The sequence below is a fragment of the Sphingomonas glacialis genome, assembly GCF_014653575.1.
Lineage (GTDB): Bacteria > Pseudomonadota > Alphaproteobacteria > Sphingomonadales > Sphingomonadaceae > Sphingomonas > Sphingomonas glacialis.
Genome location: NZ_BNAQ01000001.1, coordinates 943,175 through 956,572, shown reverse-complemented (window position 1 = coordinate 956,572; position 13,398 = coordinate 943,175). Strand labels below are relative to the sequence as shown.

At 66.9% G+C, this 13,398-nt stretch carries 10 protein-coding genes; 3 read left to right on the top strand and 7 right to left on the bottom strand.

Translation table 11 applies throughout. The annotated features are described in order from the left end of the window. Positions 1–13 precede the first annotated feature (13 nt). Positions 14–814, top strand: a complete 801-nt coding sequence (locus tag IE187_RS04545; protein WP_189675261.1) for an SDR family NAD(P)-dependent oxidoreductase — start codon at positions 14–16, stop codon at positions 812–814. A 3-nt stretch (positions 815–817) separates the two neighbouring features. Here the strand turns inward: IE187_RS04545 and IE187_RS04540 are convergent, their stop codons facing one another. The 6 genes from IE187_RS04540 to IE187_RS04515 all read right to left on the bottom strand — a co-directional run bounded on the left by IE187_RS04540 (position 818) and on the right by IE187_RS04515 (position 9,040). Further along, positions 818–1,693: an acyl-CoA thioesterase gene (locus IE187_RS04540; protein ID WP_189675260.1), complete on the bottom strand. Its 876-nt coding sequence runs from the start codon at positions 1,691–1,693 to the stop codon at positions 818–820. Between the two features lie 141 nt (positions 1,694–1,834). Then, complete coding sequence (locus tag IE187_RS04535; protein ID WP_189675259.1) at positions 1,835–2,962, bottom strand: acyl-CoA dehydrogenase family protein; 1,128 nt, start codon at positions 2,960–2,962, stop codon at positions 1,835–1,837. A 107-nt stretch (positions 2,963–3,069) separates the two neighbouring features. Continuing rightward, positions 3,070–4,251 (bottom strand): acyl-CoA dehydrogenase family protein, encoded by a 1,182-nt coding sequence (locus IE187_RS04530; RefSeq protein WP_189675258.1) that lies wholly within the window; start codon positions 4,249–4,251, stop codon positions 3,070–3,072. 4 nt (positions 4,252–4,255) lie between these two features. Further along, positions 4,256–5,671 (bottom strand): amidase family protein, encoded by a 1,416-nt coding sequence (locus tag IE187_RS04525; protein WP_189675257.1) that lies wholly within the window; start codon positions 5,669–5,671, stop codon positions 4,256–4,258. Continuing rightward, positions 5,664–7,697, bottom strand: coding sequence for a 3-hydroxyacyl-CoA dehydrogenase NAD-binding domain-containing protein (locus tag IE187_RS04520; protein ID WP_189675256.1), 2,034 nt, complete (start codon positions 7,695–7,697; stop codon positions 5,664–5,666). The genes IE187_RS04525 and IE187_RS04520 overlap by 8 nt, the downstream gene beginning before the upstream one ends. A 119-nt stretch (positions 7,698–7,816) precedes the next feature. Beyond that, positions 7,817–9,040 carry a serine hydrolase domain-containing protein gene (locus tag IE187_RS04515; protein WP_229839224.1) on the bottom strand — a complete coding sequence of 408 codons (1,224 nt, stop codon included), beginning with the start codon at positions 9,038–9,040 and terminating at the stop codon, positions 7,817–7,819. 143 nt (positions 9,041–9,183) lie between these two features. Here IE187_RS04515 and IE187_RS04510 point away from each other — a divergent pair, with 143 nt between their 5' ends. Together IE187_RS04510 and IE187_RS04505 are read left to right on the top strand one after the other, a co-directional pair. Next, complete coding sequence (locus IE187_RS04510; protein WP_189675254.1) at positions 9,184–10,941, top strand: class I adenylate-forming enzyme family protein; 1,758 nt, start codon at positions 9,184–9,186, stop codon at positions 10,939–10,941. 155 nt (positions 10,942–11,096) lie between these two features. Then, positions 11,097–12,422, top strand: coding sequence for a glycosyltransferase family protein (locus tag IE187_RS04505; protein WP_189675253.1), 1,326 nt, complete (start codon positions 11,097–11,099; stop codon positions 12,420–12,422). A 3-nt stretch (positions 12,423–12,425) separates the two neighbouring features. Here IE187_RS04505 and IE187_RS04500 read toward each other — a convergent pair whose 3' ends face one another. Continuing rightward, entirely contained in the window at positions 12,426–13,388 is a 963-nt protein-coding gene (locus IE187_RS04500) for a CPBP family intramembrane glutamic endopeptidase (protein ID WP_189675252.1), read from the bottom strand. Positions 13,389–13,398: the final 10 nt, after the last annotated feature.

Sequence of the window (13,398 nt, the reverse complement as noted above, 5' to 3'; positions counted from 1 at the left end):
GACGGAGGATGCAATGGCACGGTTCAGCGGAAAATCGATCATCGTCACCGGGGCGGGCTCGGGGATCGGGCGCGCGACGGCTTTGCTGTTCGCGAAGGACGGCGGCAGCGTGATCGTCGCCGATCAGAGCGAAACGGTCCACGAAACCGCCACAATGATCGAGCGGGCGGGCGGCGCGGCGCACGCGATCCAGATCGATGCGGGCAACGAGGATGACGTGATCCGCGCGGTCAACGTCGCGTGCGAATATTATGGTGGGCTCGACATCATGTTCGCCAATGCCGGCATTTCGGGCGGGATGGCGAACCTGTTCGACACCGATGTCGCGCTGATCACCGAGGTGCTGCGCGTCAATCTGATCGGGCCGTTCCTCGCGATCAAGCACGCTGCCCCCAAGATCGCAGAGCGCGGCGGCGGCGCGATCGTGCTGACGGCGAGCGTTGCGGGGATCCGCTCGGGGGCGGGGTCGCCGGCCTATTCGGCGTCGAAGGCGGGGGTGATCAACCTCGCGATGGTCTCGGCGCAGCAGCTGTCGGGATCGAACGTGCGCGTCAATGCGATCTGCCCGGGGCTGACCGAAACGGGGATGACCAAGCCAACCTTCGATTATGCGCGCGAGGCGGGCAAGACCGACCGCATCGGCCGGCTCAATCCGCTGCGTCGCGGCGCGCAGCCCGAGGAACTGGCGGAAGTGGCGGCGTTCCTCGCCTCGGATGCGGCGAGCTACGTCAACGGGCAGGCGATCGCGGTCGATGGCGGTCTGTCGAGCAGCCATCCGGTGACCAAGCAGGAATATGGCAAGACCGCGGTGTAGCGATCACTCGCGCAGGCGGATCAGCCCTTCCTGCGCGACGCTCGCCACCAATCGCCCGTCGCGCGCGAAGATCTTGCCGCGGTTGAAACCGCGCGCATGGCCTGCCCAGGGGCTGTCGCAGACATAGAGCAGCCAGTCGTCGGCGCGGAAATCCTCGTGCAGCCACAGCGCGTGGTCGAGACTGGCAGTCTGCAATTTGTGCGTCATCCAGTTGACGCCATGCGCCAGCGTCGCGGTGCCGAGCAGCGACATGTCGGAGGCATAAGCGAGGATCGCGCGGTGCAACGCTGGATCATCGCCGATCGGCGCGACAACGCGGAACCAGCTGTTCTGGCGGGGCTCCTGCTCGACCGGGTCGAGCCAGCTGCGGGGGCTGACCGGGCGGATGTCGACCATGCGCGGGCGCAGGAAAACGCCACGGAATTTCTCGGGGATGCGGTCGATCATCGCAAGGCGGAGCTCGCGGTCGCTGGTCAGATCCTCGGGCGGCGGCACGTCCGGCATCGCGTCCTGATGCGCGAGGCCACCCTCGGGCACCTGCAGCGAGCAGGCGAGGTTGAGGATCGGAAGCCCACGCTGCGTCGCGATGACCCGGCGCGTGGCGAAGCTCTTGCCGTCGAAATCGCGCACGACGCGGTAGAGGATCGGGTGGCTCTCGTCGCCCGCGCGCATGAAATAGGCGTGGAGCGAATGCGCTTGCTTAGGGACATCGGTCGAACGCTGCGCCGCCTGCAGCGCCTGCGCGATGACTTGCCCGCCGAACACGCGGCCGAAACCGTCGGTGCCGCGAATGCCGCGATAGAGATCGGTGTCGATTTCCTCGATGTCGAGCAAATCGACGAGGTTCTGGGCGAGTTGGGCGGGGGTTGGGTCGGTCATGGTGTGCCTTAACGCTTAGGGGGACCGTGAGCCTTGATCGGACGGTGGAGGGGGCGTGCCTCGGGCCTGGTGTTGGTGGAGGTCCCCCTCCACCACTCGGCTGAAGAAGCCGCGCGGTCCCCCTCCTCGTTCCGTGGGGAATCAATACCCTGCCGCGCGTGCAACCTTGTCGGCGTGGAAGTTGGCATCGCCGAACATCTCGGCCAGCACGCGCGCGCGCTTCATGTAGAAGCCGATGTCATATTCGTCGGTCATCCCGATGCCGCCGTGCATCTGGACGCCTTCCTGCACCGACAGCGTCGTCGCCAGCGCGGTCATCGCCTTGGCGACCGAGACTGCGGTGTCGGCATGTGGGCTATCGAGATCGAGCAGTTGCTGGGCTTTCAGCACGGCGGCGCGCGCGACTTCCATCTCCGAATAGAGGTGCGCCGCGCGATGCTGGAGCGCCTGGAAGCTGCCGATCAACGTGCCGAACTGCTTGCGCTGCTTGAGATAGCCGACCGTCATGTCCATCGCGCCGCCACCGACGCCGAGCAATTCGGCCGAGGCGCCGGTCCGGCCGGCGCGCAGCAGCCGGTCGAGCGGCGAGCGGCCGCCATCGACGTCGCCGATCACCGCATCGGCATCGACCTCGACGCCATCGAACTCGAGCCGCGCGGCGAGGCTCGCGTCCGCAAGGCGCTCGGGGGTCGCGGTGAGGTTGGCGGCGTCCTTGGGGATCGCGAAGAGCGTTACGCCCTCGGCGTCGTCGGCGCTGCCGGCGGTGCGCGCGGCGACGATCAGCAGGTCGGCGACATGGCCGTGCGTGACGAACTGCTTCTTGCCGGTCAGCTTGAAGCCGTTGCCCGAACGCTCGGCGGTGAGGCCGACGCTGTCGCGGTGCTTGGCGGCCTCGTCGATCGCGAGCGCAGCGACGGTGTCGCCAGCGATGATGCCGGGGAACCAGCGTGCGGCATGCGCCGTGCCCTTGAGCGCCTCGACCGCCGCGACTGCGGTGGTGAGGAACGGCGAGGGCGACAGGTTGCGGCCGATCTCCTCGAGCACGACGCCCGCCTCGACATGGCCGAGCCCGAGCCCGCCTTCATCCTCGCCGATCAGGAGGCCGGTGAAGCCCATCTCGGCGAAGCTCTTCCACAGGTCGCGGCTGAAGCCGGTCGCATCCTTGGCGTCACGAAGCCCGCGCATGTGGCTGACGGGCGCCTGCTCGCCGACGAAATCGCGGATCGTGTCCTGCAGGGCGGTTTGGTCTTCGTTGAGAAACAGGGGCATTGCTAAACTCCGTCGCCCCGGCGAAGGCCGGGGCCGCTGTGATACGGGCACTCGCGGCGTTGCGCGCGGCAACGCGGCGGCCCCGGCCTTCGCCGGGGCGACGTTGCTTACGCCGGCAATTCGAGGATGCGCTTGGCGATGATGTTGAGCTGGACCTCGCTCGTCCCGCCCTCGATCGAATTGGCCTTGGTGCGCAGCCAGGCGCGCGCCTCGGCGCCGCCGCGCGAGCCTTCGCTCTCCCATTCGAGCGCGTCCGAACCGCCCGATGCCATCATCAGTTCGTGGCGGCTCTTGTTGAGCTCGGTGCCGTAATATTTCATCATCGAGGGCTGCGCCGGGTGGGCGCGACCGGCCTTCAGCTCGTCGATGAAGCGCTCGGACATCGATCCGAATGCTTTCGCGCGGACCTCGAACGTCGCGATCGCCGCGCGCAGCAGCGGATCGGCGAGCCGCCCCTCCGAATCGAGCCCGATCGTCGCGATCGCGCCGTCGAGCAGCGGATTGCCGCCGCTCGAGGCGAGCCCCATGCCCGAGATCATCTCGCGCTCGTGTCCGAGCAGATATTTGGCGACGTCCCAGCCCTTGTTCTCGTCGTGAACGCGCTGCGACTTGGGCACCTTTACATTGTCCATGAAGGTCTCGCAGAACGGCGAATAGCCCGAGATCAGCAGGATCGGCTTGGTCGAGACGCCTTCGCTCGCCATGTCGAACAGCACGAAGCTGATCCCGCCCTGCTTGCTGCTCTTGTCGGTGCGGACGAGGCAGAAGATCCAGTCGGCCTTGTCGGCGTAGGAGGTCCATACCTTCTGGCCGTTGACGATGTAATGATCGCCTGCGTCCTCGGCGGAGGTCGCGAGGCTGGCGAGATCCGAGCCGGCATTGGGCTCGGAATAGCCCTGGCACCAGCGGATCTCTCCACGCGCGATCTTGGTGAGATATTCGAGCTTCTGCTCCTCGGTGCCGTATTTCAGCAACGCTGGCCCGAGCATCGAAATGCCGAACGAATTGAGCGGATTGCGCGCCTTGATTGCGGCCATTTCCTCGCGCAGGATCTTGGTTTCGGCAGGCGACAGACCGCCGCCGCCATACGCCTTGGGCCAATCGGGCACGGTCCAGCCGCGCGATGCCATCGCGTCCATCCATTCCTTTTGCCCAGGCTGGAAATCGGGATTGCGGCCGCCCCAGCACGCGTCCTTTTCGGAGCGGACGGGTTGGCGCATTTCGGGCGGGCAATTGGCTTCGAGCCAGGCGCGGGTTTCGCTGCGGAAAGTGTCGAGGTCTTGCGTCATGGAATCAACTCCTCATCAAGGCATGGGCGGCGCGCGCCACCGCGATGGCGGTGAAGTCGCGATTGTAATCGGCGATCACTTGGACCCCGATCGGCAGACCGTCCGGGTCGGTGCCGATCCGCACGCTCGTCGCGGGCAGCATCGGGAAGGTGGCGAGGCCGGGATAGGCCATTTGCAGCGCGGCTTGCGTGTCGACACCGTCGATCATCGCGATCCGCGTCGCGAGCGGGGTGTCGTCGTGGTGATAGGCGGTGGTGCCCCAGGCGGGCGCGATCACCGCGTCATAGGCGCCGAACAGCCGTGCCCAATCGCGACGGCTCTTGGCCTGCGCATCGACCAGCGTGAACCAGTCGGGCAGCGGAAGCGGTTGCCCGCCGTCCATCGGCGCGCCGCGCGCCATCGCGACGAGCAGCATGTGGATATAGGCGCCGTGTTGCGCGACGAGATCTGGCAGCAAGGCGCTGGCATCGTCGACCTGCGCGCCTTCCGCGCGGAACGCCGCACCGACCGCTGCGATCGCTTCCTGGATCGACGCTTGCGAGGGCGCCAGCGGATGTTCCGGAAGCAGCAGGATCCGCCATTCGCCGGCTCCGCGCGGCGCGGGGCGGGCGAGCGCGTCGCCGCCCATCACACCGAACAGCGCCTCGAGATCGTCGGGATCGCGCGCGAGCGGCCCGGCGACGTTGAGCGCCACCCCGCAGCTTTGCGTGCGCGGGAAATTGTGGCCGAACGCGTTGAGCGCATTGTACGTCGGCTTATGGCCCCACACGCCGCAAAAGGCAGCGGGCAGGCGAATCGATCCGCCAATGTCCGAGCCGATCTCGACGGCCACGAACCCCGCGGCGAGTGCCGCCGCCGCGCCGCCCGACGATCCCCCGGGCACGCGGTGAGGATCGATCGGATTGCGCGTGCGGCCATAGACCGGGTTGTTGGTCTGGAGATCGGCGAGCGCGACGGGGACGTTGGTCTTGCCGAGGATCACCGCGCCGGCTTGCTTGAGCCGCGTGACCTGGACCGCGTCTTCGGTCGCGACGAAATCGGCGTGTTCGGCAAAGCCCCAGCACGAGACGAGCCCGGCGACATCGAAGCTTTCCTTGACCGTCATCGGCACGCCGAGCAGCACGCTTGTCGCGTCCTTGGGGCCAGCGTCGATCGCGCGCGCGGCATCGCGCGCGCGATCGAAATCGCGAACGACGACGGCGTTGATCTCGCCGTCGCCCGCCTCGATCCGCGCGATCGCGGCATCGCACTCGGCGAGCGCGGTGGTCTCACCGCTACGGATTGCGGCGGCGGTCTGGAGCGCGGACCGGACCGCCGTCACCCCGGCGGAGGCCGGGGTCGTCCTGCCGTGATGCGAGTCGGGTGCCTCACTCCCAGCGGCCCCGGCCTTCGCCGGGGCGACGGCGGTTTGCTCATCCATTGAACCGACCGCCGCTTTCCGCCTTCGACTTGAGCAGTTCCGCCACCGCGAAGCCGTGCTTCTCGAGCCCGGCGACGATCTTCTTGAGCCCCTCGGTATCGGCCCAGAACATCGGCCCGCCGCGATAGACCGGCCAGCCATAGCCGTAGATCCATACCACATCGATGTCGCTCGCGCGCTGCGCCATCTTCTCCTCGAGGATCAACGCGCCTTCGTTGACCATCGTGTAGAGCGTCTTCTCGACGATCTCCTCATCGCTGATCTCGCGCTTCTGCATGTTCGACTTCGAGCGGAAATCCTCGATGATCTCGGCCACGCGGGGGCTGGGCGTCGGGTTCCGCTTCTCGTCATAATCGTAGAAGCCCTTGGCGGTCTTCTGCCCCCAGCGCCCTTCGGCGGCGAGCGCGTCGCGGATGTTCTCGATCCGGTTGGGGTCGCGGTGCCAGCCGATGTCGACGCCGGCGAGATCGCTCATCTGGAACGGCCCCATCGGCATGCCGAACGCGACATGGACGCGGTCGATCTGCTCGGGGGTGGCGCCTTCCATCAGCAGCTTCATCGCCTCGACCTGGCGGGGCTTGAGCATCCGGTTGCCGATGAACCCGTCGCACACGCCGGCGACCACCGCGACCTTCTTGATCGTCTTGGCGAGGGCCATCACGGTGGCGAGGACATCGTCCTCGGTCTGTGCCCCGCGGACGACCTCGAGCAGCTTCATCACGTTGGCGGGCGAGAAGAAGTGCATGCCGACCACATCGCCGGGTCGCTTGGTGACCGAGGCGATCTCGTCGATGTCGAGATACGAGGTGTTCGAGGCGAGGATCGCGCCGGGCTTGGCGAGCGCGTCGAGGCGGGTGAAGATCTCCTTCTTCACGTCCATATTCTCGTACACCGCCTCGATGATGAGGTCGCACTCGGCGAGCGCCTCGAAATCGAGCGTCGGGTTGAGCGCGCCCATCGCTGCCTCGACCTGCTCGGGCTTCAAGCGGCCCTTGGCGGCGGAGGCCTCGTAATTCTTGCGGATCGTGCCCGCGCCGCGATCGAGCGCGTCCTGCGCCATTTCGACGATCGTCACCGGGATGCCCGCCGACAGGAAGTTCATCGAGATGCCGCCGCCCATCGTTCCCGCGCCGATCACGCCGACACGCTTGATCTCGCGCAGCGCGATCTTGGGGTCGATGCCGTCGATCTTGGCGGCCTGGCGCTCGGCGAAGAAGATGTGGCGCTGTGCAGCGGACTGGACGCCCATCATCAGTTTCATGAATTCCTGGCGTTCGAAGGCGATGCCTTCGTCGAAGCTCGATCCGTCGGCGGCTTTCTCGACGCAGGCGATGTTGGCAGCAGGCGCGTCGAAGCCGCGGAAGCGCTTGGCGTTGTCCTTCTTGAACGCGGCGACGGCTTCGGGGTCGGCCTGCGCGACCTTCTCGCGGGCGCGGGGCAGGGGCTTGGTGTCGGCGACTTCGCGCGCAAAGGCGATCGCGTCGGCTTCGAGGCTGTCTTCGCCTGCCAGGCGATCGATCAGGCCGGCCGACAGCGCGAGCTTGGCCGGGATCGGATCGCCTTTGGCGGTCATTTCGAGCGCGAGCTTGACCCCGGCGATGCGCGGGATGCGCTGCGTTCCGCCGGCACCGGGAAGCAGGCCGAGCTTGACCTCGGGCGTGCCGATCTTCGCGCTCGGCACGGCGATGCGATAGTGGCAGCCGAGCGTCACCTCGCACCCGCCGCCGAGTGCGGTGCCGTGGATCGCGGCGATAACCGGTTTGTCCGACGCTTCGATCATGTCGACCACGGTGGGGAGGCCCGGCTCCTGCATCGGCTTGCCGAACTCGGTGATGTCGGCGCCCGCGAAGAAGGTGCGACCGTCGCAGCGGATGACCATCGCCTTGACCTGCGGATTGGCGAGGCCCTCCTTGATCCCCGCCTCGAGCCCCTGCCGCACGGCCGCGCCGAGCGCGTTGACCGGCGGGTTGTTCGAAATGATGACGAGGACGTCGTCGTGGAGTTCGGTGGTGATCGGGCCGGTCATTTTTCTCTCCTGCTACGAACGTCGCCCCGGCGAGGGCCGGGGCCGCTGGAGGTGGTCCGCGACGTCAGCGACGCGCGCCCGACCCAGCGGCCCCGGCCTGCGCCGGGGCGACGGATGGGTTAGGTCAAGGCACTGTAAATCAACGTCTTCAACTCGCGTCGGATCGGGTAGATGTTCGACGGCGACACTTGCGTCATGAACACCATGTGCAGCTGCTCGACGGGATCGACGAAGAAGGCGGTCGAGAACATGCCGCCCCAATAATATTCGCCGACCGACCCCGGGATCATCGAGCGCGCGACGTCGATGTTGACCGCGAAGCCGAGCCCGAAACCGGTTCCGGCATTCGCGGCCTCGCTGAACAGCGATTTCGACAGCGTCGAAAGATCCGCTCCGCCGGGGAGGTGGTTCATCGTCATCAGCTCGATCGTCTTGCGCCCGACGATCCGCGCGCCGTCGAGCTCGCCACCGTTCAGCAGCATCGTGCAGAAACGATGATAATCGAGCGCGGTCGAGACGAGCCCGCCGCCGCCCGAGACGAGCTTGGGCGGCTTGCTCCACGCGCTCGCCTCGCCGCGATCATAGAGCACGCGGCCCTTGCCGGCGGCGAGCGTGTAGCAATCGGTCAGCCGGTCGATCTTGTCGGCGGGGACGTGGAAGAAGGTGTCGTCCATCTTCAACGGCGCGAAGATGCGCGTTGCGAAGAAATCGGGCAGCGAAAGCCCCGAGATGCGCGCGACGATCGCGCCGAGTACGTCGGTCGCGACCGAGTAATTCCATGCGCTGCCGGGCGAGAATTCCAGCGGCAGCCGGCCGAGCGCCGCGACGAGCCCGTCGAGATCGAGCCCGCCATGCCAATTCTCGATCCGTCCTTCGCGGTACGCGGCATCGATATTCGAGCGGTTCTGGAAGCCGTAGGTCAGCCCCGCGGTATGGCGCAGCAGATCGACCATCCGCATCGGGTCGCTCGTCGGCCGGGTCTGGAACGGCACGCCCGCGCCGCCGCCGTTATAGACACCGATATCCTTGAATTCGGGCAACACGTGGTGGACCGGCGTATCGAGCGCGACCTTGCCTTCTTCGACCAGCATCATGAACGCGATCGAGGTGATCGGCTTGGTCATCGAGGCGATGCGGAACAGCGAGCCCTCGTCGATCGCCGTGCCGCCACCTTCGCGCGCCGCGCCTTGCGAGGAGAAATGGACGATCTCGCCACGCTGCGCGATCAGCAGCTGCGCGTTCGGCAGCTTTCCCGAATCGAGATAGCGTTCCTTGAGAAAGGCATCGATCCGGGCGAGACGGCCTGAGTCGAACCGCGCGGCGGGGGGCAGGTTTGCAGCCATCGTGGTTTCCATACCCCCTGTTCGAAAGCGATGACACCCTATTGCCTTGAGTGGCGCACGAATCAACACTAACCTTGCTGAAACAGTGTTCCGCGGCAAACCCGAGTTTCAACTCACCGGGGATATGGCGCGCTTGAGGAGAGATGATCGTGGATATCGAACCGCTCGTCGCGCTCGATCCGGCCTGGCCCAGGATGACGTTGCCGCAAGTCGAGGCGGCGCTGGTTGCGCCGGGTGGCAAGTTCGAGATCGAGACGATCCCGATCCGCGGCATCCCGACTCGCGTATGGAAGCACGCCCCGCCGACGCTCGCCTGGCTGATCGCGGCATCGCGTGCGCATGGCGATCGGATCTTCACCGTCTATGAGGACGAACGCGTCAGCTACGACGCCAATTTCCGCGCGGTCGCGACGCTGGCGCACGCGCTGGTCGAGATGGGGATCGGCAAGGGCGACCGCGTCGGGCTGGCGATGCGCAATCTGCCCGAATGGCCGGTGATCTTCTTTGCCGCGGCAAGCATCGGTGCGATTATCGTGCCGCTTAATGCGTGGTGGACCGCGGGCGAGCTGGCGTATGGCATCACCGACTCGGGTTGCCGGCTGCTGTTCGTCGACGACGAGCGCTATCAGCGACTGGTGGCGGAGGGCGCGGCGTTTGCGGCGGTCGAGACTACCGTCGTCGCGCGCGCCTCGGTCGCGCTCGGCGCGGATGCGGTTCGGCTCGAGGACCTGATCGGCACGCCGACCGGCTATGCGACACTCCCCGAGCGCGACTTGCCCACGGCCGAGATCGCGACCGATGACGATGCGACGATCTTCTATACCAGCGGGACGACGGGCCATCCCAAGGGCGCGCTGGGGACGCATCGCAACCTCACGACCAACATCCTGACATCGGCGTTCGGCGGCGCGCGGGCGTTCCTGCGGCGCGGCGAGGCGCCGCCGGCGCCCGAGCCCAAGACCTTTCTCACCGTGATCCCGATGTTCCACGTCACCGCGTGCAGCGCGACGATGATGATGTCGATCGCCGCGGGCAACACGCTCGTCTTCATGCGCAAATGGGACACGGTCCGCGCGATGGAAATCATCGAGCGCGAGAAGGTCCAGGTGACGGGCGGCGTGCCGACGATCGCCTGGCAGATCCTCGAGCATCCCGACCGCGCGAAGTACGATCTCTCCTCGCTCGAGGCGATTGCCTATGGCGGCGCGCCCTCGGCACCCGAGCTGGTGCGGCGGATCTACACCGAATTCGGCGCGCTGCCGTCGAACGGCTGGGGGATGACCGAAACGATGGCGACCGTCACCGGGCATGGCGGCGAGGATTATCTCGCACGGCCGACCAGCGCCGGGCCGCCGGCCCCCGTCGCCGATCTCAAGATCATGGACGAGGATGGCACGACCGAGCTGCCGATCGGCGACGTCGGCGAATTGTGGGCGCGCGGCCCGATGATCGTGAAAGGCTATTGGAACAAGCCCGAGGCGACCGCGGCGACCTTCGTCGACGGATGGGTGCGCACCGGCGATCTCGCGCGGCTCGATGCCGAGGGTTTCCTCTACATCGTCGACCGCGCCAAGGACATGATCATCCGCGGCGGCGAGAACATCTATTCGTCGGAGGTCGAGAACGTCCTCTACGCCCACCCAGCGGTGACCGACTGCGCGCTGATCGGCTTGCCGCACCGCACCTTGGGCGAGGAGCCGGCGGCGGTGGTCCATCTGCGGCCCGGCACGAGCGTGAGCGAGGCCGAGCTCCAGGCATGGGTTCGCGCGCGGCTGGCGATCTTCAAGACGCCCGTTGCGATCCGCTTCGTCGACGACACCTTGCCGCGCAACGCCAATGGCAAGATCCTCAAAAAGGACTTGAAAGCGCTATTCGAGGATCGACTTATCGCGGTCGCGTAACCCCACCGCCGGTCCCGCCAAAGGACTTTAACCAGCTCCGTTAACGCCGCGGCAACGATTTTACCCGCGCATATGGTAAATTCGGTCTTAACGTGCTGGCCGTCTGCAAGGCTTTGACGCTTTGCTCTGTCATGGGGAACAGAGAAGGGCGGGATATGGCGGCGACTCGATCACTGAGCGCACGGATCGCGACGATCGAGACCGCGCCATGGGTCGTGCCCGCGCTGTTCGCGCTTGCGCTGCTGTTACGGCTCGCCATGCTGGTGCTGCTGCCGCAGGATCCCGTTTCCGACGGTGAATGGTACATGGTCCGCGCCGCCGAGCTGGCGCGCGGCATGGGCTATCAGGAGGCTGGGCACCCGACCGCGTTCTGGCCAGTCGGCTACCCGGCGCTGCTCGCGGGGAGCATGCTGCTGTTCGGGCCCGGGCTGTTCGGGCCGTTGCTGGTCAACCTCGTGTCGGTTGCGATGATCCTCGGCGCGATCGTGTGGCTCGGTCGGGCGCTCGGCGCAGGCGCGCTGGCGACGCGAATCGCGTTGCTGCTGTATGCGCTCTATCCCGCGCACATCGCCTATGTCGGACAGCCGTGTTCCGAGACCGCGTCGACCGCGATCGGCATGGGGGCTTTCGTGCTGCTGATCGTCGGACGCAAGCGCAGCCTCGCGCTGATCGGCGCTGGCGCGCTGTTCGGGCTCGCGACGCTGCTGCGCGCACAGATGATGCTGTTCCCGATCGGCGTGATCGTCGCGATGTTGCTGGCGTTGCGCAATTTTCGCTGGCGCGATGCGCTGCGGGCGGCGGTGCTGGTGCACATCACGCTGGCGGCGGTGGTGCTGCCCTGGTCGCTGCGCAATGTCGCGCAGATGGGGGCGTTCGTGCCGGTCTCGACCAATGGCGGCGTCGCCTTGTTCTACGGCGCGAACGATCGTGCGACGGGCGACTGGTTCGCGTGGGAGCGCACGCCCTATTGGGACGAGACGGTCGGCATCCCCTATAGCCAGCGCGTCGCGCAGCAGGTCGAGCTCGACCGCCGCTTCAAGGCGCGCGCGACACAGTGGATCGCGGCGCATCCCGCACAATGGAGCGTGCTCGGCATCCGCAAGATGGTGTTGCTGTGGCTGAAGGATTCGGACGCCTTCTGGTCGCTCGAAAAGACCTATCCCGATGGCTCGTCGTTGTGGCGCGCGGTGCAGGGGCTCGACCAGCTCTATTACATGGCGCTCGTCGGTCTTGGCCTGTTCGCGCTCGGCATCGCTGTGCGCGATCGGATCCGTGGACGCTGGGAGCGCGCCCCGCTGCTGCTGCTCGGCTGCATGCCGGCGTTCGCGACGCTGACGGCGTTCGGCTTTACCGGCCAGACACGCTATCATTATCCCGCGATGCCGTTCCTCATCCTCGCGGCGGGCTGGATGCTCGCGCTGATCCTGCGTCGGCTGGCCGCGCGCGAGCCAAGTGTCCGGCTCCGCCCGCGCGCTGTGTGATGTTCAGGCGTCGAAGGCGGTCGCGCGGCGCGGCAGCGTGCGGTGGATGATGAGGATCGTCAGCAGCAAGGTCGGGACGATCAGCACGCTGCCCTCGGGGCCGGTCGCCCCGCCCGACAACAAGGCCGCGCCAGTCGGATGCGTCGCGAGCAGATGCCCTTCCATCATCATCCCCGAATCAGGAACGCCGTAGAGGAACGACTGCGCCCAGTCCCACGTCGCGTGGAAGCCGATCGCCCACCACAACGAGCCCGTGCGATAGAGCGCATAGGCAAAGGTCAGCCCGGCAAGCGCGACGCTGACCAGCCCCATCGCCGATTCGCCGGCGTTCGAGATATGCCCGGCGGCAAACAGCCCGACCGAAAAGACCGCCGCCGCGACCCAGAAGCCGATCGTCCGTGCTGAGCGCGCGCTCGGCGAAACCGAAGCGATCAGGCCGGCGACACCCCGCGCGAGCGTATATTGCAAAAAGCCGCGCGTGAGGAATTCCTCGAACAGGCCGACGAGGCAGAAGAAGCCGAACCACGCCGCGCCATATCCCAAGGCCGCACCCGCGCCGAGCGCGACGCCGTCGAATACCAGCGCGCCGCACAGCGCCATCAGGCCGATCAGCAGCGACAGCATCGCCACACCCCAGCCCATGCCGGCGAGCAGATCCTTCCCCCGCCGTTCGCGCCGCAAGCCGTAGCTTGCGAACCGCCGCCGCTCGATCAGCGACAGCAGCAGTCCTGAGACAAGCACCGCGACGCAGAATGCGGCCTCGGGGACGAGCGACCCGAGCAACGGTTGCGGCAGGCCCGGGCCGGGCGGCCTGGGCCGGATAATGACGCTTGCCACCACCATCAACGCGCTGAAGATCGCGAGGAAGATCGCCAGGCTCCACCCGGCGCGCAGGCCGTCCTTGCCCTTGAAAATGAAACCGATCCCGCGGCGCGGAGCAGGCGTGGCGGGTGCGTGGTCGATCATCTGGAATCCT